Source organism: Planococcus sp. APC 3900, assembly GCF_030407735.1.
Lineage (GTDB): Bacteria > Bacillota > Bacilli > Bacillales_A > Planococcaceae > Planococcus > Planococcus notacanthi.
This window is the reverse complement of sequence record NZ_JASDCT010000001.1, coordinates 483,178-504,703: the sequence shown is the minus strand read 5'-3', so window position 1 is coordinate 504,703 and position 21,526 is coordinate 483,178. Positions and strand designations below refer to the sequence as shown.

21 protein-coding genes are annotated in these 21,526 nt (G+C 43.9%); 7 read left to right on the top strand and 14 right to left on the bottom strand.

Annotated elements, in window-relative coordinates:
- Window positions 1-64 precede the first annotated feature (64 nt).
- Both rluF and QMA04_RS02470 read left to right on the top strand, forming a co-directional pair.
- Window positions 65-772 carry a 23S rRNA pseudouridine(2604) synthase RluF gene (gene rluF / locus QMA04_RS02475; RefSeq protein ID WP_290183858.1) on the top strand — a complete coding sequence of 236 codons (708 nt, stop codon included), beginning with the start codon at window positions 65-67 and terminating at the stop codon, window positions 770-772.
- Between the two features lie 13 nt (window positions 773-785).
- Window positions 786-1,502 (top strand): DUF6904 family protein, encoded by a 717-nt coding sequence (locus QMA04_RS02470; RefSeq protein ID WP_290183857.1) that lies wholly within the window; start codon window positions 786-788, stop codon window positions 1,500-1,502.
- A gap of 299 nt (window positions 1,503-1,801) precedes the next feature.
- Here the strand turns inward: QMA04_RS02470 and QMA04_RS02465 are convergent, their stop codons facing one another.
- Window positions 1,802-2,101 (bottom strand): cupin domain-containing protein, encoded by a 300-nt coding sequence (locus tag QMA04_RS02465; protein ID WP_290183856.1) that lies wholly within the window; start codon window positions 2,099-2,101, stop codon window positions 1,802-1,804.
- A 139-nt stretch (window positions 2,102-2,240) separates the two neighbouring features.
- On the opposite strand from QMA04_RS02465, the gene QMA04_RS02460 reads away from it, so the two are divergent.
- Window positions 2,241-2,657 (top strand): hypothetical protein, encoded by a 417-nt coding sequence (locus tag QMA04_RS02460; protein WP_290183855.1) that lies wholly within the window; start codon window positions 2,241-2,243, stop codon window positions 2,655-2,657.
- A 48-nt stretch (window positions 2,658-2,705) separates the two neighbouring features.
- Here QMA04_RS02460 and QMA04_RS02455 read toward each other — a convergent pair whose 3' ends face one another.
- From QMA04_RS02455 to QMA04_RS02435, 5 genes are all read right to left on the bottom strand, one after another.
- The gene (locus tag QMA04_RS02455; RefSeq protein ID WP_191714912.1) at window positions 2,706-3,122 is read right to left on the bottom strand and encodes a CBS domain-containing protein; all 417 of its coding nucleotides are present in this window, start codon (window positions 3,120-3,122) and stop codon (window positions 2,706-2,708) included.
- Between the two features lie 150 nt (window positions 3,123-3,272).
- Window positions 3,273-3,995 (bottom strand): amino acid ABC transporter ATP-binding protein, encoded by a 723-nt coding sequence (locus QMA04_RS02450; RefSeq protein WP_191714911.1) that lies wholly within the window; start codon window positions 3,993-3,995, stop codon window positions 3,273-3,275.
- A 12-nt stretch (window positions 3,996-4,007) separates the two neighbouring features.
- Window positions 4,008-4,676, bottom strand: coding sequence for an amino acid ABC transporter permease (locus QMA04_RS02445; RefSeq protein ID WP_191714910.1), 669 nt, complete (start codon window positions 4,674-4,676; stop codon window positions 4,008-4,010).
- Between the two features lie 28 nt (window positions 4,677-4,704).
- Entirely contained in the window at window positions 4,705-5,544 is an 840-nt protein-coding gene (locus tag QMA04_RS02440) for a transporter substrate-binding domain-containing protein (RefSeq protein WP_191714909.1), read from the bottom strand.
- Between the two features lie 74 nt (window positions 5,545-5,618).
- Entirely contained in the window at window positions 5,619-6,461 is an 843-nt protein-coding gene (locus QMA04_RS02435; RefSeq protein ID WP_290183854.1) for a MurR/RpiR family transcriptional regulator, read from the bottom strand.
- 435 nt (window positions 6,462-6,896) lie between these two features.
- Between QMA04_RS02435 and QMA04_RS02430 the strand changes: the two genes are divergently transcribed.
- From QMA04_RS02430 to QMA04_RS02415, 4 genes are read left to right on the top strand one after another with little or no spacing between them, the layout of a single operon-like run.
- Window positions 6,897-7,646: a carotenoid biosynthesis protein gene (locus tag QMA04_RS02430; RefSeq protein WP_191714907.1), complete on the top strand. Its 750-nt coding sequence runs from the start codon at window positions 6,897-6,899 to the stop codon at window positions 7,644-7,646.
- Window positions 7,643-8,317 (top strand): lysophospholipid acyltransferase family protein, encoded by a 675-nt coding sequence (locus QMA04_RS02425; protein WP_290183853.1) that lies wholly within the window; start codon window positions 7,643-7,645, stop codon window positions 8,315-8,317. Before QMA04_RS02430 ends, QMA04_RS02425 begins: the two co-directional genes overlap by 4 nt.
- A 2-nt stretch (window positions 8,318-8,319) precedes the next feature.
- Entirely contained in the window at window positions 8,320-9,420 is a 1,101-nt protein-coding gene (locus tag QMA04_RS02420; protein WP_191714905.1) for a glycosyltransferase family 2 protein, read from the top strand.
- The gene (locus tag QMA04_RS02415; protein ID WP_191714904.1) at window positions 9,417-10,910 is read left to right on the top strand and encodes a phytoene desaturase family protein; all 1,494 of its coding nucleotides are present in this window, start codon (window positions 9,417-9,419) and stop codon (window positions 10,908-10,910) included. The genes QMA04_RS02420 and QMA04_RS02415 overlap by 4 nt, the downstream gene beginning before the upstream one ends.
- A 102-nt stretch (window positions 10,911-11,012) precedes the next feature.
- Here QMA04_RS02415 and QMA04_RS02410 read toward each other — a convergent pair whose 3' ends face one another.
- The 8 genes from QMA04_RS02410 to QMA04_RS02375 form a co-directional block, all read right to left on the bottom strand.
- Window positions 11,013-11,846 carry a phytoene/squalene synthase family protein gene (locus QMA04_RS02410; RefSeq protein ID WP_191714903.1) on the bottom strand — a complete coding sequence of 278 codons (834 nt, stop codon included), beginning with the start codon at window positions 11,844-11,846 and terminating at the stop codon, window positions 11,013-11,015.
- Window positions 11,843-13,300: a phytoene desaturase family protein gene (locus QMA04_RS02405; protein WP_191714902.1), complete on the bottom strand. Its 1,458-nt coding sequence runs from the start codon at window positions 13,298-13,300 to the stop codon at window positions 11,843-11,845. The genes QMA04_RS02410 and QMA04_RS02405 overlap by 4 nt, the downstream gene beginning before the upstream one ends.
- Window positions 13,297-14,823, bottom strand: a complete 1,527-nt coding sequence (locus QMA04_RS02400) for a phytoene desaturase family protein (protein WP_191714901.1) — start codon at window positions 14,821-14,823, stop codon at window positions 13,297-13,299. The genes QMA04_RS02405 and QMA04_RS02400 overlap by 4 nt, the downstream gene beginning before the upstream one ends.
- Window positions 14,824-15,031: 208 nt before the next feature.
- Entirely contained in the window at window positions 15,032-15,598 is a 567-nt protein-coding gene (locus tag QMA04_RS02395) for a 3D domain-containing protein (protein WP_483313708.1), read from the bottom strand.
- A gap of 248 nt (window positions 15,599-15,846) precedes the next feature.
- A complete protein-coding gene (locus QMA04_RS02390) occupies window positions 15,847-17,292 on the bottom strand; it encodes a DEAD/DEAH box helicase (RefSeq protein WP_191714899.1) in 1,446 nt (481 codons plus the stop codon).
- 145 nt (window positions 17,293-17,437) lie between these two features.
- On the bottom strand, window positions 17,438-19,309 hold the full coding sequence (locus tag QMA04_RS02385) for an alpha-E domain-containing protein (protein ID WP_290183852.1): 1,872 nt from the start codon (window positions 19,307-19,309) through the stop codon (window positions 17,438-17,440).
- On the bottom strand, window positions 19,309-20,766 hold the full coding sequence (locus QMA04_RS02380) for a circularly permuted type 2 ATP-grasp protein (RefSeq protein WP_191714897.1): 1,458 nt from the start codon (window positions 20,764-20,766) through the stop codon (window positions 19,309-19,311). The genes QMA04_RS02385 and QMA04_RS02380 overlap by 1 nt, the downstream gene beginning before the upstream one ends.
- 106 nt (window positions 20,767-20,872) lie before the next feature.
- Entirely contained in the window at window positions 20,873-21,523 is a 651-nt protein-coding gene (locus tag QMA04_RS02375; RefSeq protein ID WP_191714896.1) for a hypothetical protein, read from the bottom strand.
- Window positions 21,524-21,526 lie beyond the last annotated feature (3 nt).

Sequence of the window (21,526 nt, the reverse complement as noted above, 5' to 3'; positions counted from 1 at the left end):
TCATCCTATAGTTCATGTATAATGAGAACGAGAACAGGAAATACGGAATTGAAAGGAATTTATTATGCGAATCAATAAGTTTTTAAGCGAAACAGGCATCACTTCCCGTCGCGGAGCCGATAAGTTCATCGAAGCGGGACGTGTGGCCATCAATGGAAAGCCTGCCGAACTCGGCAGTAAAGTCGAAGCTGGAGATACAGTCCAGGTAGATGGAAAAGTTATTGAACAGCCGAAACAGCAATATGTTTATTTGGCTTTGAATAAGCCAGTTGGCATCACTAGTACGACCGAACGCCATATCGAAGGAAATATTGTCGACTTCGTCAACCACTCCGAACGCATTTTTCATATCGGCCGCCTCGATAAAGATTCAGAAGGCCTGATCTTATTAACCAACGACGGCGACATCGTCAACGAAATTCTTCGTGCTGAAAATGAGCATGAAAAAGAATATATCGTCAAAGTCGATATGCCGATCACTGAATCGTTTTTGGCAAAAATGGAGGAAGGGGTGGAAATTCTCGATACAAAGACCCTTCCGGCGAAAGCCGAAAAGCTCTCCACTTATACCTTTAAACTGACGATACGGCAGGGATTGAACCGGCAGATTCGCCGCATGTGCACAGCACTCGGCTATGAAGTCCGAGCTTTACAACGGGTCCGCATCATGAACATACTGCTCGGAGATCTTGCTGTGGGTGAATGGCGCGATTTAACCGATGCTGAACGCACCGAGTTGTTTGCTGAACTCGATTACACACCAAAACGCTGAGGAGGACATTGCCATGTTGACCATGAAAAGCACGCCAAACCATACAGGTGTTAAAATCAGCGGTGACTATTTCGATTTGGATGAACTGAACCAGGCGATCTACAGAGTCATCGGGCAAGAAGACCAGTATTACGGTTATGAGGGATCCCGGATGCGGATTCTAGGCATTTCCTATGAAATCCGCCATGCAGCTCAAGGCGACCGCAATGTTGACTTCGTTTTCAATGGTCTTCACGATCATACGATGAAACAGCATGGCTTTATCGCTCCTGATAAGAATATTTACTTTTCAACCGAAATTCTTTGGCCGGAATTAATATATGCGGTTATTGCCTTGAAGGATTTTGTTAAGTTCTACCAGGAAGAAAAACAATTTCCGCTGTGGGACATCCATTTACCGGTCATTTCCCGCTTCCAGTCTTTGGTACTCGACTGCCTGCAAGGGCACGTTCCTCAAGAGGAGTTCGCTATGATCCTGAAATCCTTTAACCAGCCGGTTACTGTAAATGACTACGCCATCCAATACGTAGACTTTTTAAACCTGAAATACATCGGCATGACCAAACAGCAGCGGGAACAAAGCCTGTCTGCCATTGCCATGAAAATTGCAGTGCAGGACCAGGACTATACTGCCTTCCGCAACCAGGTTCTAGCTGCCGCTGCCCCCCATAAAAAGTCGATACATGAAATCACTGTCCAAGCGGAGTATCCAGAAGACTTTGAATGGTGACAAGAAAAGCGAAAGCAGCCGTTTAGCTCCGACAAGCGTTGGAGCTGGACAACCAGAAAAGCGAAAGCGCCCATGTAGATTCGACGGGCATAAGACGCACGGGCGAAGCGGCGCTCGTTGCCGCACAGCCTGAGTGGCTTATGACCCTAGAATCTGGGCGCTGGAGCTGGACAATCAGAAAAGCGAAAGCAGCCAATTGCAGAAGCTGACCTTAGTGTAGGAATTCCTGCCGCAACGGTTAGCTGATTCGCCTCCTGTGGACTTCACATAAAAAGCTCACGCAAATGCGTGAGCTTTTTTCATGGAGTGATTTGCAGGACCAGTAAATCACTGGGTTCCATTGCTGCCAGGCTGTGTTTTTCTTTCGGATTCAGATGCAGAATGGTATCAGGTGTTACTTCCACCGTTTGTCCTTCCACATTAAACGAGACTTTTCCGCTCCGTACAATAATGACCACATCAGCTGCTGAATCGTGCTCTGCAATCTTTTCGCCTGTCTGCAATTGCATGTTCACGACTTTGGTTTTGCCGAAACTTAACGCTTTATGAATATGTTTGTTTTTCTCTTCCAGCAGATTGGGTGTTTCAATCAATTCCATCTCTTCACCTCACCCCTTTTCCACACCATACACTGAACACGGGGAAATGAAAAGAAAACCGCAACTTCGCCGGCCGTGTTAGGAAGCATTCGGTAAAGGGTAAAGTCAATTAACCGTATTTATTAAGGAGTGTGAGTTTATGTACAAAGTTCTAATTCCAGTGAGTCTGGTCTTTTTATTAACTGCTTGCGGAGGGACAGCACCCGATGTTACAGAAGAAACCCAGACAGAAGTGACTGCTCCAAAAGGAGAGTTGGATCCTACGGCCCCAGCAGAAGCTGAGAATGCAGAATTTGTAAGCTTTGATGAACTGTCTTCCGGAAACGTTGAAGAAGGCGCAGGCGTATCGATTCAAGGAACAGTTGAAGAACTGGCAGATGACATCGCTTTTCCTTCCTTCATTGTAGGAGATGGCGAAAGCCAGGTTTATGTTCGGAATATGGCGGAAACTCCCGTTGAAGTCGGAGACCGCATTACAGCAGATGGCATTTTTGAAGGCAAGGCCGAAGAAGAGATGCCTATGATTTCTGCTTCTCTTATCGAAAAAGCTGAATAAACTCCCTCAAAAAGCCGATTCACTGCGAATCGGCTTTTTTGATTATTATTATTCCACTTCCGAGATTTCAATAATGGTATTCTCTGCATAATGGTTTGCTGAAACGTCCCTTATTGCCAAGTCCCCCAATGAAACAATGCCGATTACTTGTTCTCCTGTCACGATAGGCAATCTGCGGATCTTATGCGTGGCCATCATCTCAGCCGCTTCTTCAACAGTCAAGTCTACAGTTCCCGTAACGACTTCCGCTGACAGAATTTCCGAAATAGGCGCCTCACTAGGGATTTGTTCAGCCAAGCCGCGGACAACAATATCTCGGTCAGTAACAATTCCAACCAAACGACCATCCTCACAAATCGGAATAGACCCCACGTTGATTTCCCGCATTTTTAAGGCAACTTCCTGGAGCGTTGATTCGGGCATACACGTTTCGACATCGGTCGTCATGATCTCTTTGATTTTCATCCCTTCTGCCTCCTCAAGTTTTCCCATTACTATATAACTTAACCAAATTCCTCCTCAGCAAACGTTAAATACCACAAGAAAGAAGGAATCAGTTCCTTTGAACCGATTCCTTCCTTTTCACCTAGTATTTTCATCCCGCATGGCGACTGATTATTCGACCAGCTGAATAAATTGCTTGGTTCGCTCATTTTGCGGATTTTCAAAGAAATTCTTCGGATCTGCCGATTCAATGATCTTGCCTTCATCAATCATAATGATGCGATCCGCCACTTCTTTGGCGAACTTCATTTCATGGGTGACGACGACCATGGTCATTCCTTCTTCAGCCAACTGCTTCATAACCTGCAGCACTTCTCCGACAAGTTCGGGATCGAGTGCAGAAGTCGGTTCATCAAACAGCATAACTTTTGGCTGCATGGCAAGCGAACGTGCTATCGCAACGCGCTGCTTTTGCCCACCAGAAAGTTTGCTCGGGTAGACATTGGCTTTATCACCCAGGCCTACTTTTTCCAGCAATTCTGTTCCCAGCTTCTTAGCCGCTTCTTTCTTCATCTTTTTGACGGTGATTGGAGCTTCTATGACGTTCTCCAGTACCGTTTTATGAGGAAACAAGTTGAAATGCTGGAATACCATGCCGACTTCGGCACGTATTTTCGTTAAATTATCCTTTTTCGGATTGACCGTATGGCCATCAATCGTAATTTTTCCGTCATTGATCATTTCCAGGAAATTAAAGCATCTGAGAAGCGTACTTTTTCCGGAGCCGCTGACTCCGACAAGTACAACCACTTCCTGGGGTTTGACATGAAGGTCTACACCTTTCAGTACCTCGAGGTCACCAAAGGATTTATGAATGTTTTCACCAATAATCATGTTAGTCCCTCCTTAGGCTCTGTCGACATCGAGTTTGTTTTCATACAAACGCAATAGGAATGTGAAAATCATTACGAGCACCAGGTAGTAGAGCGCAACAACCAAAAACGATTCAAATGGCTGGTAAGATTGTGCGGCTTCACGGTTTCCAAGTGAGAAGATTTCCGCTACCCCGATGATGTAAACAAGTGATGAATCTTTCAATGTAATGATGAACTGGTTGCCAAGCGGCGGAATCGAACGGCGTAAAGCCTGTGGAAAAACGATTCGACTCATTGTCTGGCGGCGGTCCATACCCAGCGACATACTGGCTTCCCGCTGTCCCGGATCAATACCCTGGATTGAGCCCCGGAAAATTTCCGCGATATAAGCACCGTTATGGACACCGAGCGCTATAGCGCCGGCCCAGAAATTCGACATTGTATAAAGTTCAACAATCCCGAAGTATAGGAACATAATCTGTACGATCAGCGGAGTACCGCGAATAATTGTGATGTAAATGTTGGCAATGGCCTGTAAAATTTTAGAGCCTGAGATTTTCATCAGCGCGAAAACAAGTCCGATAACCGTTCCCAAAATGACACCAATAGCTGTCAATTGCAAAGTAACGACGGTCGCTTCTAAAAATCCAGGATACGTGCGCATAAATACGTCGTAAACTGTTGTAATTATCTCTGGCATACCTTCCACTCCTCTTTATCTCAAAAAATTATTCGAGAACTTCAACGCCTTCAAGATCTATGTCGAGGAGATTGCGGCCGAACCATTTTTGTGAAATCTCATCATAAGTTCCATTTTCGATGATAGTATCCAAGGCTTTATTAATTTCCTCAAGCAATGCCTCATCATCTTTGCGAACAGCGATTGATGGTTGTTCGACCCATAGCGGATCGCCGATCATTTCGACTGCCAGTCCTTCATTTTGCGCTTCAAACCCTACCACGTCTGCTGTAATAACAGCATCTAAGCGGCCTTCAATTGCTAAATCCTGCAGAGCAACAACGTCACTTGAATAGTATTGGATGTCTTCTGTGTATTCTTGAGCAACCGTATCATATGTAGTCTGACCAACTACACCGATTTTCTTATCCGTCAAATCTTCTACAGATTGGATATCTGTAGTTCCTTCACGCACGAAAATGGCTCCACCTGAATAATAGTATGGATCAGAAAAGCTGACTTGTTCCGCACGTTCAGCGGTTTTAGACATTGATCCGATAATTGCATCAAAGCGGTTTGTATTCAACCCTTGAATGATGGTTTCGAATGGTGTAGTGACCGGATTTGGCTCAAGCCCCATTTCTTCTGCAATGGCATTGCCGATATCGATATCAAATCCATCCAGATTTCCGCCTTCTTCAAAACTGAACGGTTTGTATAAACCACTTGATGCAGTCGTGAATTTACCTTCTTCAAGCAAATTCAGATCGCTGCCTCCGCCCTCAGTACTTGATCCTTCTTCCGAACTGGATGAGTCATCCCCTCCACAAGCTGCCAATAACATTCCCGCGGAAAAAACTACACTTAAAAATGATAATTTCTTTTTCATCTTTTTCTCCCCTTTTCGTTTTTATTTGACCAAATCGCCGAGGCGTTTCGGAATTTCCCAATACATTGGCTTGCTTAAATAAAAAGATTCCGCTCTTTGTATACTTCTTCTGCTTTTGCCCAATTGCCATTTACTTTTTCTTGATCTTTGACATAAATGAATCGCATGATCGATGTCAAAAGTGCATGGACGGAGGTGTAGGAATCAATATTCAAACTTGAATTCACGGACACTGCAAGAGCACAATCCGCATAGGCAAGAGCTGGAGATTCTGTTGAATCAGTCAAAACAACCACATCCGCACCTTGTGCTTTGGCACTTTTTAATGCATCGATGATTAGGTTTGTGTAACGGGGAAATACGAAAGCAATGACTAAATCCCCTTTGCCCATTTTGGAGAGCTGTGTGTAATATTCTCCAGTTGAAGGGTAAAGCATTTCTGAGTGACCAAGCGCAAGATTCAGCCAGTTGGAAAACCAATGGGCGATTCCGTAATCGAAGAAATTGCCGGTAACGAAAATCCGGTTAGCCTGACTGATTTTATCGACAACCTGCAGAAGTTCCTTTTCGTTGATCGATTCTTTCAGTTTTTCAATCGTTGAAATATCGGCATCCAGCAAATTCATCAAAAAAGATTGTTGGGCAGCAGGCTCAACTATTTTCTGTTCTGCTTTTTCCAGTCGTTCTTCCGCCAGTTTCCGCTGTACGACATGCTGAAATTCAGCATATCCTTTATAACCCAGCTTTTGTGTCCAGCGTATGACTGTCGATTCACTGACGTTGACGCGTCTGCCGACTTCAAGTGCAGAAGAGAAAGCTAAGAAAATAGGTTCTTTGAAAAACAAATCTCCGACTTTTTTCTGGCCTGAACTAAATTCCGGATATGAATCTGACACACTGCGCAGTAAATCCTGCATATTAACGCCTCCACTTGAAGAACACACTTAAATACTCTTCCTAAAGTATACAAGCATGCAGGAAACCCTGCAATAGTTTACCGAAAATTCAATATTAACCGGATTCTTTGAATACTTAAAAAACCATTCAAAAGCCTTCTAACAAAGGGTTTAAGAAAAAATAAAGCTGGAGATAAATTTAACATTTTTTTAAAATTTACTCTAAGTAACTAGCCTATTCGTCTGAAACTATTGGTTTTATTATTAATTATTTTCTACTATGCAGACTTATGGACATAAGAATTTATCCCCTTATTTTGTAAATTCGAAACTTTACATTTCTTTATAGTTGCCTGCAGCTGACTATCTTTGTGAAGCTGCGTCTCATGTTTTCATATTTCGACGCAACTCCTGTATAATCTTTGTATAAGAAAATTATCTAAGGGGCTGTTTTTTGTGTGGGAAAATCGGATATTCAAACTTTTCATCTTTTGGTATGTTTGCGGAATTATCCTAGTCGGCTTTGACCTTCTGCCTTCCTGGCTGGAGTGGGCAAACGCATTCTTCCTCATACTCGCCGGAACGCTCGGCTTTCTATACTTCCTGAAACGTTTCGGTGCAATTCCCGGGGCGTCAATCGGTGTCCTTATCTTCTTCTCAACATTCATTGTCGAGTGGGCAGGAGCAGACAGCGGCTTTCTGTTCGGCTCGTATGACTACACAGACCGTTTTGCGCCAAACGTATTTGGGGTTCCTATTGCCATCGGTTTCGCTTGGCTTATGGTCATGGCCACCACCCATGTGGTGGCACGTTGGATTGTTCCAGGCGGTGGCTTACTTTACGCTATCGTGGGGGGGATAGGTGCAGTGATCATTGATCTGATCATCGATCCGGTCGCCTATCAAGTAAAACAGTATTGGATTTGGGAGGATACCGGACTTTACTATAATATTCCCTGGACTAATTTTTTCGGTTGGTTCGTTGTGGCATTTGTCCTGCATTTGGTGATTGACCTAACGATGAAGAAAAAATCGTTGACGATTACTTCAAACCTTCCAGAAAAGCGGATGCTTCTTTTATACGTATTGATGATCGCTATGTTTATCATGCTGGGAGCAATCGGCGGATTATGGCTGGCTGTGCTATTGACGACTGCTTTAACTGTCTTGATTGTCGCTCTGGCCTGGAAGAGGCAACCTGTATGATCGATGCGAAAAAATCCAGTTTATTCGAATTCGGCTTTAATCTATACTTAACGCCGCTCATCCGTTCTTCTTTTTCTCGAATACTTGGCCAGGGAGTAAAAATCATTCCAGAGAAACCGGTGCTGTTTATCGCAAACCACAGCTCTTGGTGGGACGGCCTTGTGTTTTTCTATTTGAACCGCACGGTCTGGCGGCACGATATACACATGATGATGCATGAAGAGGGACTGAAAAAACATTCCTATTTTCGTTACCTTGGCGCATTTTCCATCAACCGAAAAAAACCAAAAGAAATTCTGACTTCACTTCAGTACGCTGAAGCTTTATTGAAACAAGGAAAGTCCGTGGTTCTGTTTCCCCAAGGGGATGAATTCCACCTTGAAACGCGCCCTCTCGATTTCCAGACGGGAGTGGCTTACTTGATGGAACATTGTCCGGAAGTGCCTGTGGTGCCTCTTAGTTTCTATTATTCATTTGGCCATCAGCAAAAACCTGAACTGTGGATTCAGCAACATCCACAGGTAGCGACAAAAACACTGGAACATCTGAACCGTAAAGAAAAGACCCTCTACCTGCAAGAGCTTTGTACGGAACAGCTAGATTCATTGAAGAGTACCGTAATCAGCGAAAACAGTGAAGCGTTTCAATCGCTCGGAAAAAGGGGGAAATAATTATGGCCCTTTATATCGCAATTCATCTGGCATTTTTAGGCTGGATCATCATCAATCGCCTGTTTCTTCCGGCATTGCCGAAGCAACCGGAGCTTTCTGGAAGACCCCTGGTATCCGTTCTCGTGCCGATGCGGAATGAAGAGCGAAATGTCGAAGTCCTGATAAAATCCTTAAAGAATTCATCCTATGACCAGATGGAATTTATCCTTTTAAATGACCAATCGACAGATGGCACACAAAAAGAGCTGGAGCGCACAATCGAAGGGGATTCCCGGTTCACAATCCTGCAGGGCAAAGAACTTCCCGAAGGATGGGTCGGTAAAGTCCATGCCTGCCATCAGCTTCAGCAAGCCGCTTCCGGCGATTATTTATTGTTTGTCGATGCTGACGTCCGCTTCCGGCCGAAAGCGATTGAACAGTCCTTGGCATTAATGGAGCGAAAAAAAGCACACTTATTGACTGGTTTCCCCGCTTTTGATGTGGCTCCTTTTCTCAGCAAACTGCTCGTGCCGATGCTCCATTTTGTTATTTTATTTCATTTGCCGATCGCTTTGGCCAACTATACGAAATTTAAAGCCGCGACAGCCGCCAATGGCATGTGGATGATGTTTGAAAGAAACAGCTATCAAAAAATCGGCGGCCACGCGGCCGTCTATAACTCACTGGTCGAGGATGTCCATATTGCCCGGGAAATAAAAGCACATGGCTATAAGGTCGTATTGGCGAATATCACCATGTCAGTAAAATGCCGGATGTACGACACCAACACTGAAGTATGGGAAGGGTTTTTGAAGAACAGTTACGCCGGCATCGGACGGTCACCTTTTCTTGCAGGTGTGCTCATCCTTTTTTATTCAACCTTTTACATCCTTCCTCCTTTTTTGGCCCTTTACGGAGTATTTAATGGTTTATACTCATGGATGATCCCTTACGTGCTGACAGTAATACAACGCTGGTATGTGGATATGGTGACCAACCAACGCTGGTACTTGTCGTTCCTGATTCCTCTCCAGGCAGCAGCGATGCTCGGAGTTTTGGTTGAATCGATGCGGAAATCCTTTAAAAAACAGCCTTATTCATGGAAAGGAAGGCATTATTCATGAAAAAAATTGTCATAGTCGGTGGCGGGTTAGGCGGACTTGCCTCCGCGGTCACGCTTGCCCACGCAGGGTTTGAAGTAGAGCTTTTTGAAAAGAATGATCATCTCGGCGGCAAACTGATGCCTGTGGAACTTGGGAGCTATACTTTTGATTTCGGTCCGAACACGATTACGATGCCGGCTGTCTTTGAAAAAGTCATTGCCCAAACCGGTGAAAACCCACAGGATTATTTGGACTTTATGCCTTTGGAAGTTCATACCCGAAATCATTTTCCGAATGGCAGTTCATTCGATTTCACCGTCGACCAGAAAAAAATGATTCAGCAGCTTCACGTTTTCGATACCCATGCTGCCAATAAATACCCCGCATTCATCAAGGAAATCAGCCGCCTTTATAATTTCTCTGAACGTTATTTTTTCCCAGTAACCTTTCAATCCTGGCGCGATTATTTGTCTCCTTCTCTCGGCTTTGCTCTGCTGCAGGTGCGTCCCGCAGAATCGATGCACCATTTTTTCAAGCGGTATTTCAAGAACCCTTTGCTGGTCCAGGCATTTGACCGGTACGCCACATACATCGGCTCTTCCCCTTACCGGGCACCTGCCACTTTTTCCATGATCGCTTACCTGGAATTGGTGGAAGGCGTCTATTACAAAAAAGGAGGAAATACAGGTATTGCCCAAGCTTTCTCAGCTGTTGCCAGAAATTCCGGTGCTGTTCTGCAAACCGGAAAAGAAGTGACAAGAATACTTACTGATGACGGTCAGGCAAAAGGCATCGAGCTTAAAGATGGTACACGGGTCGACGCTGACCTGGTCATTTTAAACGGCGATTTGCTGTCGGCCTTTCCCGCTTTGGTCGAAGAAAAACATCGGCCATCGTTGTCTGATGCCAAAGTGGCAGCCTTTGAACCATCTATTTCGGCCTTTGTCATTACGGTCGGATTAACAGAACGTCTTGATGCCCTGAAGCATCATAACGTCTTTTTCTCTTCAGACTACCAGAAGGAATTCAGCGATTTATTCGATGCTTCCGCATACAGCGATGAGCCCACCGTCTATATCAGCAACTCTTCCTATACAGATCCAAGCGTATCACCTGATGGCGACAACCTGTTTATTCTGGTCAATGCACCTGCACTGACTAAAGAAGGACAGCTGCAGATTGATCCAGAAACATATAAAGAACGCATTTATGACTTTCTTCTAAGTTACGGAATCGATGTACGCAGTTATATCGCTGAAGAGAAAATCTTCACTCCAGCTTTTATTCGGGATAAGTTCGGCGCTTTCCGGGGAGCTTTATATGGCCCTTCTTCCAACCGCCCGAAAGATGCCTTTCTTCGTCCGCCCAATGCCAGCCGCGATATTCAAAATCTTTATTTCGTCGGCGGCAGCAGCCACCCCGGCGGCGGTTCGCCAATGGTAGTCTTGAGCGGTTTGAATGTAGCAAATAAGATAATCGCTAAATACAAAAAGACAGCTTCATCGAAATGATGAAGCTGTCTTTTTGTATTTAGAGAAGACAATAGGCGATGACGCTTTTCTCTATTGTCCAGCTCCAGCGCCCAGGTCCGACGGGCACTTCTGCTTTTTTCTTTACAAACAAGCCAATATGGCTTGTTTCGACTCTTCGGGCACATAATGTTTTTCGCGGAAGACATTGTATTGCTTCGAACGGATTGTGAAAAGAATTTCACGGTAGACAAGTGCGGCTCCTTTAACAGGGACTCTTGAAGACAAAGGATAATCCTGAATCGTTTCAAATGCTTTTTTGTAATGGAATTCGGCTTTTTCCGCCAATTCTTCCCAAACCGCAATGAATTGAGGACTGACAATTCCGGAACGGAGCTCATCTTCACACAATTCATACTTGCCCATAATCTCTTCAGGCAAATAGATGCGGCCTAATTCCAGATCTTCGCCGATATCACGCAGAATATTTGTGATCTGCATGGCATAGCCAAGTGAAATAGCGCCTTCTTTCAGGATACCTGTTTTACCGGGAGCCAATATCGGCAACAGCATGAGGCCAACTGTACTGGCCACATGATAGCTGTAGTTCAGCAACTCTTCCATTGTCCGATAGCGATGGATGGTCAAATCCATTTCTTGCCCTCTAATCAACCCGAAAAACGCATCCACGTCCATCTCGTAATTTTCAAAGACATGTCCCAGTGCTACCCACATTGGATTATCATTGTCGTAGGCTCCTGTTAAAAATTCTTCGAAATCCACTTTGAATTGTTCAAGTTCTTCTTCTGAATTCAATCCTTCATCCACAATATCGTCTACAGTCCGGCAAAATGTGTAAACAGCCCAAACAGCTTTTCGTTTTTCCTTAGGGAGCAAGGAGAATGCTTTATAGAAACTTTTAGAATGCATAGCAATGACTTGTTCACAGGAAGCATAAGCATCTTTTAAATTCATCATACACTGCCCCTTTCCTTTGCAAAATCGCCTTGGATTTGCTCTGCCAGTAGCTTTGCCCCTTGCATGACGATTGGAATGCCTCCGCCAGGATGGACAGATGCACCTACTGCATACAAGCGATCGGTTTTGAACGGCTTGACTTGAGGACGGAAAACACCGGATTGGAACAATGTAGGGCCAATTCCGAAACTTCCTCCTTTGAACAGACCGAATGCTTCTGCCTCTGTAGGTGTCCGGACTTCCATCCATTCTACCGCTTCCCGGAAATTAGGAAAAGCTAAATCTTCCATACGATCGATGATTTTTTCGATCCAGGCTGAATCATTTGCCCAATCGATATCCGTTCCTGAAGGAACCGGAACCAATACATAAAGGACACCCTTTCCTTCAGGAGCCAATGAATCATCTATCTTTGATGGATGAAAAGTATAAATTGCCGGATTTTCAGTTTTCCGTTTTTTCACAAACACATCATCCATATGGTCTTCGTAACTGTCACCGATGAAAAACTGATGGACATTTCCTTCTTCGTACACTTTGTTCAAGCCAAAATACAGCAATACACATCCTGAAGAGGCGGTATAACTTTTCTTTTTCTGCTCAGGCAATACTTTTTCAATACCTGGAAAATCGCCATTATAGACAATGCCATCAAACGCTTCATAGCCTTCTGCCGTTTCAATCCCTTTAGCTTTACCTTCTTCTGTAACAATTTGTTGAACTGCCGTATTTGTTTTGATGGTCAGATTATTACGTGACCGAAGTGCTTTTTCCAACGTTGGAATCAGGCTTCCATAACCGCCTTTCAAATAATATACCCCATGTTCGTGTTCACTGAAAGGGACAAGCGAGTACATGGCCGGTGCACGGAACGGGTCTCCACCGATATACAAAGATTGCAGCGAATAAGCCAACTGCAGCCGTTCGTCCCGAAAATAATTGGATGTCAGTTTTTTGACAGACTGCTGAGGTTTGAGCTTCAACAATTTCTTGACGTTTCCAGCGGTAAAGAAATCGGCTTTATTGACGAATGAATGCTCTAAGAATGAAGATTTGCCGATCTCAAACCGCTTGCGGCCTTCTGAAATATACCGAAGAAATCCTTCTTTTTCAGCCGGAAAAACATTTTCAATTTCTTCCAACTGGCGATTGATATCAGGATACTTAGTATAAACAGTGCCATCCGAAAAGCGAATTGAATAAAGCGGATCACATAATAATAATTCGATATCTTCAGCAGGAATCCCTGCTTGCTGAAGCAGATCCTGAAACATCTCAGGCAATAATACAATGGTGGGCCCCTGATCTACTTTAAAGCCATCTCGCTCAACAAACGTTAAACGGCCTCCAAGCTTTTCCTCTTTTTCAAAAATCGTGACATCAAAGCCCATATTCGTTAAATACAAAGCGCCCATCATCCCGCCGACGCCTCCGCCAATCATTGCAATCTTCATGCAAAGCCCTCCAATGCAGGAAGCGGCAACACCGGGATCCCTTTTTTGCCATGCTGTTCAAGAATGCCATTGGCTGTGATGCGTGCCGATTCCAAAATGGTTGGCAAGCCGCTTCCTGGATGCGTGCCTCCACCAACCAACCAGCAGTTTTTCAGTTCTTCAAATTTATTGTGGGGACGGAAGACCATCATTTGAGATAATTGATGGCCCAGATTGAACGTCGCTCCTTGATAGACTGAGTAATCTTCCTGCCAGCCCATCGGCGTCAACATTTTTTCGACTTCGATATGGTCGCGCAAATTCTTGAACTCTGTCTTTTCCTCAATAATATCCAACACCAGTTCACGGAAAGCATGTTGCTCGTTTTCCCAGCCGATGTCACTGAAGTTATTCGGCACCGGGGCTAGAATGTACAAGGCTGATTTCCCTTCAGGCGCTAACGTAGGGTCGGTAACGCTGGCATTTTGGACATAAATGGATGGATCTGCAGAAAGAATTTGCGTTTTTGTCATTTCTTCCACATTTTTCTTGTAATCTTTTGAAAAGACAATCGTATGGTGGGAAAGATCGTATTTTTTATCAAGCCCTAAATAAAGCATAAACGTGGAACAGGAATATTTCTTCTTCGCCAATTTTTCAGGAGTGTACTTTTTCAAAATCCCTGGTTCGACCAAATGGTTCATGGCATGAGCGAAGTCACCGTTAATAATTACTTCATCCGCTTCCTTGCGTTGTCCATTTTCAAGGTCTACGCCTTTCACTTCACGATTTTCAATCCACAACTTTTTGACTCCTGTGCTGGTGTGGATTCGGCCGCCCAGTTCTTCCACTACTTTTGCCATAGCCTGCGACAATTGATTTACCCCGCCGATCGGGTGATAAATGCCATACGCATGTTCCATGTAGGAAAGAATGGAAAAAGCCCCAGGGCATTCCCATGGCGACATACCGAGGTATTTGGATTGGAAAGCAAAGGCCATTTTCAGCCGTTCATCTTTAAAATACCGGGACAATACATCGTATAATGTTTTATTCACTTCGAGTTCAGGCAAAGCCTTCAATACTTTCGGCTGGACCATTCTGAAATAACTATCCATCTTGGTTTGCAGAATGGGAGACAGAGCTTCCAATTTCTTGCCGGTATCTTTCATGAACCGCTCGTATCCTTCGCCATCGCCTTTGAAGTTTTCATTGATTTGTTTTTTCATTTCTTGGTTATTTCGGGTCATAACCAAATTTTGATCTTCAAAAATCAATTCGTACATGGGATCCAATTCAACGGCATCCATATAGTCTTTTAAGTTTCTGCCTGTTGCTTCAAACAACTCTTCCACTAAATGCAGCATGCTCAAAAAGGTAGGGCCTGTGTCAAAAGTAAAATCGCCAAGACGCAGTTCTGCATTTCGCCCTCCTACCCATGGCTGTTTTTCGTAGACATCCACTTGGTATCCTTTGCTGGCCAACAACATAGCTGCAGCTAATCCACCAGGCCCTGCCCCTATCACAATCATTCTCTCTGACATAAAGATGCCTCCATTTCAAATTGCCTTATATATTCTACATTAATTATACAAATATTATACCGCCTAACCTTAAAAAAGACTATTCATTTGAATTTACCCTATTTCCAATTTTTTTAAATCTTTCTGTGAAGTTACTTACCCGCAATTCCCCAGTAGTCAATTGCTGAACGCAAAAAAATCCGGCTCATTTTCATGAGCCGGATTTCACTTATTTCAATACTTTTAATTTAACATTTTTGCGTCCCCACTTAAGCGCTTTGCTTTGGGTCGGAATGAAGACATCGATTTTTTTCCCTTTGATAGCACCGCCGGTATCACCTGCAACAGCATATCCATAGCCTTCCACGTGAACTTTCGTCCCTAGAGGTATAACTTTTGGATCCACTGCAATGACTTTCAGCCCTGGATTCTTTTTCAAGTTAATCCCTGTGCGTGTAATGCCTGAACATCCTTTACACGAAGCTGTATATGCAGTGGCGCTCACTGTGAATTCCTTTGCGACTGTTCCGCTTGTTGAACGTGAAGGAGTCGTTTTTTTCGAAACTGTTTTAGCAGCCGGTTTTTTCAATTTAAGTTGCTGTTTTGGATGAATCGTATTGGACTTTAAATTGTTCCAGATTTTCAAATTGCTGACTGATACTTTTTGAGATTTTGAAATTTTATATAATGTGTCCCCGCTTTTTACTGTATATACATTTGATGCCGCTGAACTTTGAATCGAAGTTGCTAGGAATAAAATCAGTGCAAAACTTAAGACTGCCAATAGTTTTTTCAATCTGCTATCCCCTTTGCTTTTTCTAAGTACAATTAAAATAGCACGGGAATATTACAGGCATGTAACAATAAAGGGCATGTTTCATTACAATACCGCTTCATTTTGTGACATATGAATTATGATGTCCTTATTTTAAACCTAAATTATGTAAAAAAACAAGACTCTTTATACCATACCATATGGTACATCGCTTTTTTATTTCTTTGGAAATAAAAAAACTGCGAGCCTTTTTGGCTCGCAGTCCCAGCTTATTTATTGGCTTTATGCACTTTTAGTGTTTTACCTTTAACGGTTTTATCTTTCATCGCCTTCAAGACCATCGGACCCTTGCCATTCAGAATATCAATGTATGTCACCGAATCCTGTATTTTAATAATCCCGATATCTTCAGCTGTCACTCCCGGAATGCTTGTTAATGTACCCACAAAGTCAAAAGCACGAAGTTTCTTTTTCTTGCCGCCATTGAAATACAACTTGAGGATATCTTTATTGACTTGCTCATTTTTGTTTTTCTTCAGCTTTGGACGGCTTTCAAGTTTCTCAGTGAAGTCCAGCATAGCTCCGTCCACTTCAGTCGGTGAAGGTGCCGTTCTGCGCGGAATTTCAAAGCCGATGTACTCTTCTATCTCAGCCAGGAATTTGTCTTCATGTGGTGTCACAAATGAAATTGCTTTCCCTGTTTTTCCGGCACGTCCTGTGCGGCCTGCACGGTGTACATAGCTTTCTTTTTCCATCGGCAAGTCATAGTTGATGACGTGCGTAATGCTGTCGATATCAATCCCACGGGCAGCAACATCAGTCGCCACCAAATAACGGAATTCACCTCGTTTAAAATCGTTCATAACAGCAGTACGGTCTTCCTGCATCATGCCGCCGTGCAATTTATCGCACGTGTAATAATGTTTTTCCAACTGTTCCATGACAAAATCGACATTGTCTTTGGTCCGGCAGAAAATGATGCAGCTGTCCGGATTCTCAACAATGGTCACATCCCGCAACAATGAAAATTTCTTTTGTTCCGCTACAACAAACAAGGAGTGATCGATTCGAGCGGTTAAAGTTTCCGTTGAAGCAATTTCAATATGCTTCGGATCAATCATGTATTTTTTTTGCAGATTTTCTACGTTTTCAGGCAATGTTGCTGAAAACAGCATAGTCATGCGCTGTTTCGGCAATTTGTTGATGATTGCTTCCACTTGTTCCACAAAGCCCATATTCAACATTTCGTCCGCTTCATCAAGAACCAGGTACTCGATGCGTTCCAAGTTCAACGTACCACGTTCAATATGATCCAGCACACGACCCGGCGTCCCAACAACCACATGGCATTTCTGCTTGAGTTCAGCCTGTTGGTAAGCAAAAGGCTGTTTGCCATAAACCGCCGCTGCTTTGATGCGTTTGAATCGGCCGATGTTCGTTATATCCTCTTTCACTTGATCCGCCAATTCCCGTGTCGGTGTCAAAATTAAGGCCTGGGGTTTGTTTTCTTCCCAATCGACCAATTCGCAGATCGGAATTCCGAATGCAGCTGTCTTCCCGCTTCCTGTTTGAGACTTCACCGTTATATCAGTTTTTGAAAATGCGACAGGAAGGACTTTTCTTTGTACTTCTGTCGGTTCGGTATATCCAAGCCCCTCAAGGGCCTTCACGATCGGTTCACTTATGCCGTATTCTTTAAATTGCTTCGTATTCATGTTTGCTCTCCATCTCCGTTCAAAAATTTCAGGTTCTCCTATTATCGCACGGATTAGAAAATTCTGCTGTTAAACGATTATTAAGTTTTATCCCGCTCTAAAAATCGATGGTGCTGAAGAAAATTCCCATGTCTACGGTTTCCAGTTATTGATCCATCAGGCTCACTGAAACTTTAACATCCAAGGACTGGCTGCCGCCGCGATAAACCCCTTGCACCGGGCTGACATCATTATAATCCCGCCCTACGCCAACACGAATATGATTTTCCAGAGCTTCTACATTATTCGTTGGATCCAAACCTACCCAACCAATGCCAGGGACCATCACTTCCACCCATGCATGGCTCGCAGCATCCCCGACAAGTGCCGAATTTTCCCCCACATACAAATAGCCGCTGACATAACGGGCCGGTATGTACTTGCTGCGAAGAATGCCGAGCATGACATGCGTGATGTCCTGGCAAACCCCTTTTCTTAATTCAAAAGATTCTTCCGCTTTTGTATTGACCGTCGTTGATTCACCGTCATAAGTGAAATGCTGGTGAATATACTCCATCACGTCGATCGCATATTGCACTGGATTTTTCATAATGCCCAGCTCACGGTCGATTTGGCTCATTTGCTCCATTGATAAATACGTATACGCTGTATTACTCAAAAAGGCCAGGTAATGTTCTCCGAATAATTGCGAATGAAAAATGGCACTCATTTCTGGCGAATAATCAATCCGATGAATAAAGGGACTTTTTTGGATGCTGACGATGGATGTCGTCTTCACTTCTAAATGCTGGTGATGCTCAGCGATAAAAAAAGTTTCTACATGGTTGCCCCAAATATCGATATGCTCTTTGGTGAGGGAAGCCGGTGTAATCTCCGCCCGGTAGGACAATAAGCGTTGGCATTCATCCGTTCTCGGCTTTAGCCGGATCGAGTTCATGCTTTGGTCTACAATTGTTTCGTATTGAAAGATATTAGTATGCTCAACTTTATATTTCATAGATGTTATTCCTTTCGCGCCCATGCTCTGTGATTGGCTGGACTCCATCGGTTTGGTCTCGGAATCGCTTAAATAATAGGTTTTTGAAAAAATCTGGCCAACTTCATTGCAGCCATTCTGAAAATCATTCAGAAAATCCATAATTTCATCTGAGTTCAGTTCATCAATATTGATGGCTTCAAATTCTTCCTGGAGCTGGTCCAGTTTCGCATAAAGCTGCCATGAATAATGAGAAATTTTCCCGCCTTCCAACTCATCGATTGCTCTGCGGACATGCGTAAGGCAATAGCGGATCGAACGCGGAAAATTCGTATCGGCAATCAGGAAAGTCAATACTTTCTTCGGGTTCATCTGCGGGGGATTCACTTTTAAGTAAGCATTGTAGCCATTGGTCATCCGTAACGCAGCCAGCCAATAATAATAATCCTCGGATTGCGCTTCCAAAACCCGCTCTCTCGTACGTTCACAAACGACGTTTAAAATTCGGGCTGTCTTTTCTGCGCGTTCCAGCCATTTGGCGATTTTGATAATCTGGTAAGCGACTCCCCTCGACATGGAGGATTCCACGATTCCTTGTGTGGTCAGCGAGGTTAGCTTGACATGTTGAAGAAATTCACGCATTTCTTTGACAGTGCAGCTTTGCTGATCCATTTCCTGCAAAATCAAGTAACAGCCATTCCAGGCTTCCCAATAATCATCCGGAATGTGGTCCCTGCTGATTCTGGCGTTTTCACGGACGACTCTCACACAACTCGCTACTGAATTAAAATTAGCTTCTTCCATAGCCAAGTAGTGGACAAGCTGGTCTTCCTGATAGCTTGGCAGAGACTTAATCTTTTCCATCGTTGCTGTCGAAGCGCATATTTCGTAAATCAACTTCCAATCGCTATCCCGAATCAACTCTTCGTCTGCCGCTTCAATCATCTGAAGCAATTGTACATCCAAAATACGGGCGTTGTTCTCTGCCCTCTCTACGTTTCTCGACATCCAATACAAAGAATTTGCCACGCGGCTAAGCATTAGGCGTCCCCCTCTTCTTCTCTTTTCTTAAACACCCATGTGTCTTTCCCGCCGCCACCCTGCGAAGAATTCACAACCAGGGACCCTTCTTTTAAGGCAACACGTGAAAGCCCGCCTGGCATAACATGCGTATCTACTCCCCGAACGACAAAAACCCTTAAGTCGACATGGCAAGGATAAAAATCTTCTCCTTGATACGCAGGGGCCCTGGACAGTTTAATGGTCGGCTGGGCAATATACTGATGAGGGGCTTCAATGATTTTCTCACGGAACTTTTCAATCAATTCTTCTGATGCATGCGGTCCGACCAACATATCGTAGCCACCCGAAGCACCGACATTTTTCACCACCAATTCATGCAAGTGATCGAGCACCCACTCCCGCTCTTCCGGTTTATCCAATAGATAGGTTTTGACATTATCGATGATCGGTTCTTCATTCAAGTAATACCGGATCATCTCCGGCACATAGGCATAGATGGCTTTGTCATCTGCCACTCCATTTCCAATGCCATTTAAAATCGCTACATTGCCTTTTCTATAAGCCAGCAGCAAACCAGGAACCCCTAACGCAGATTCAGCGAGAAACGCTTCGGGGTCCAGGTAATCGTCGTCTATCCGGCGGTAGATGATATCGACTCGTTTCAACCCCCGGATTGACTTCATGTAGACAATGTTCTTTTTAACGATCAGGTCTCGGCCCTCCACCAAATCGATGCCCATCTGCTGCGCTAGAAAGACATGATCATAATATGCGGAATTGTACATCCCAGGAGTCAGCAGAACAGCAAAGGCCTTGTCTTTTCTGGATTCCGGCGCATGGTCCAATATCGCCTGATGGAGATGGGAAAGCTGATGCTCGAGGGTATGAACCGATTGGCTGGCGAAAAACTCGGGGTAAACCTGACGCATGACGTACCGGTTTTGATACACATAAGACAACCCTGATGGATTACGCAAATTATCTTCAAGCACATGATATTTCCCGTTTTCATCACGGATCAAATCAATACCGGCTAGAAAAATATGATTTTTCAGCGGAATGTCGATGTCTTTTACCTGTTCGTCGTAATAATATGGATTCGCTTCAACTAAATGTCTGGGAACAATCCCATCCTTCAGGATGCGCTTATCGTGATAGACATCCTCCAAAAACTGATTGAGCGCTTCCGCGCGCTGGACCATTCCTTTTTCCACCACTTCCCACTCTTCAGATGGAATGATGATGGGCACAAAGTCAAAAGGCATGGTTCTTTCCGTTCCGACATTGTTGTTATAAACAGTGAAAGTGATGCCTTGCCTCAGAAAAGACAGTTGAGCTGTTTCATGTTTTTCACGCAGCTCATCTTTCGAAAACTTCTGAAGTACATCGAAAAACTTTTGATAATGAGACTTCGGCTTTCCATTCGGTGTAAACATTTCATCAAAAAACGCCCCTGTAGAATACATCTTAAACAAATAAACAACCCCCTAATACGTAGAATATTCAGACAAAAATAAATGAAGAAAAAGCTATGCCGCTTCTGGAAACGCGCATAGCTAACTTTGTTCCATTATACCTAATTTACTTCCCGAATGTGGAATCATTTGAAGAAGAATCGTCTTTTTTCTTCGACTGGTTCGATAAGTCTTTTTTCAAAGAATCCGCATACTCCGTGCTTCCGCCATATGGTTTATTGGCTTCAGAAGAAGTATTGCCGGTAGATCCAGTGCTGCCGAATGTAGAACTGTCCGTACTCGACGAATCATCAACATCTTTTTTCAAGGATTCTGTATACTCCGTGCTTCCTCCATAAACGCCGCCTGTCGGCTTATTGGTGTTAGGGGAAACATTGCCGGTAGAGCTCGTCTTTGACTGATCAGTTGATGAACTGCTCGATTTGTCGACATTGCCGCCAACATCATCCTGTAATGTTTTATTCGCTTTATCCAAAGCATCTTTTTCTTTGTTCATCATATCCTGCTGTGCATCAATTGCCGTTTTCACTTTTTCCACCGCTTTATTGACTGTCGGCTTCACTTTGTCCACCATACCGCCTGATTGCTCATTTAAGCGATCAAGCCCTTTTTTAATGTTCGCTTTCATATCTGCTTTGCTGGTTTGAGAGGTTTCGCCTGTTTGCGTTTTCTGCTGAGTCATTGCTGCACCGATTACAGCACCAAGGCCGATCAATACAAGTTTTCCAAACATACCACCTGATGAATTTCTGGCCATTTG

Coding starts and splice junctions, on each gene's coding strand:
- QMA04_RS02445 (WP_191714910.1), bottom strand. CDS start 4,676: ATGCCAGAGATAATTACAACAGTTTACGACGTATTTATGCGCACGTAT.
- QMA04_RS02410 (WP_191714903.1), bottom strand. CDS start 11,846: ATGATGAATTTAAAAGATGCTTATGCTTCCTGTGAACAAGTCATTGCT.
- QMA04_RS02450 (WP_191714911.1), bottom strand. CDS start 3,995: ATGATTATTGGTGAAAACATTCATAAATCCTTTGGTGACCTCGAGGTA.
- QMA04_RS02385 (WP_290183852.1), bottom strand. CDS start 19,309: ATGCTTAGCCGCGTGGCAAATTCTTTGTATTGGATGTCGAGAAACGTA.
- QMA04_RS02435 (WP_290183854.1), bottom strand. CDS start 6,461: ATGCAGGATTTACTGCGCAGTGTGTCAGATTCATATCCGGAATTTAGT.
- QMA04_RS02460 (WP_290183855.1), top strand. CDS start 2,241: ATGTACAAAGTTCTAATTCCAGTGAGTCTGGTCTTTTTATTAACTGCT.
- QMA04_RS02440 (WP_191714909.1), bottom strand. CDS start 5,544: ATGAAAAAGAAATTATCATTTTTAAGTGTAGTTTTTTCCGCGGGAATG.
- QMA04_RS02455 (WP_191714912.1), bottom strand. CDS start 3,122: ATGAAAATCAAAGAGATCATGACGACCGATGTCGAAACGTGTATGCCC.
- QMA04_RS02400 (WP_191714901.1), bottom strand. CDS start 14,823: ATGTCAGAGAGAATGATTGTGATAGGGGCAGGGCCTGGTGGATTAGCT.
- QMA04_RS02425 (WP_290183853.1), top strand. CDS start 7,643: ATGATCGATGCGAAAAAATCCAGTTTATTCGAATTCGGCTTTAATCTA.
- rluF (WP_290183858.1), top strand. CDS start 65: ATGCGAATCAATAAGTTTTTAAGCGAAACAGGCATCACTTCCCGTCGC.
- QMA04_RS02470 (WP_290183857.1), top strand. CDS start 786: ATGTTGACCATGAAAAGCACGCCAAACCATACAGGTGTTAAAATCAGC.
- QMA04_RS02465 (WP_290183856.1), bottom strand. CDS start 2,101: ATGGAATTGATTGAAACACCCAATCTGCTGGAAGAGAAAAACAAACAT.
- QMA04_RS02375 (WP_191714896.1), bottom strand. CDS start 21,523: ATGGCCAGAAATTCATCAGGTGGTATGTTTGGAAAACTTGTATTGATC.
- QMA04_RS02390 (WP_191714899.1), bottom strand. CDS start 17,292: ATGAATACGAAGCAATTTAAAGAATACGGCATAAGTGAACCGATCGTG.
- QMA04_RS02405 (WP_191714902.1), bottom strand. CDS start 13,300: ATGAAGATTGCAATGATTGGCGGAGGCGTCGGCGGGATGATGGGCGCT.
- QMA04_RS02420 (WP_191714905.1), top strand. CDS start 8,320: ATGGCCCTTTATATCGCAATTCATCTGGCATTTTTAGGCTGGATCATC.
- QMA04_RS02415 (WP_191714904.1), top strand. CDS start 9,417: ATGAAAAAAATTGTCATAGTCGGTGGCGGGTTAGGCGGACTTGCCTCC.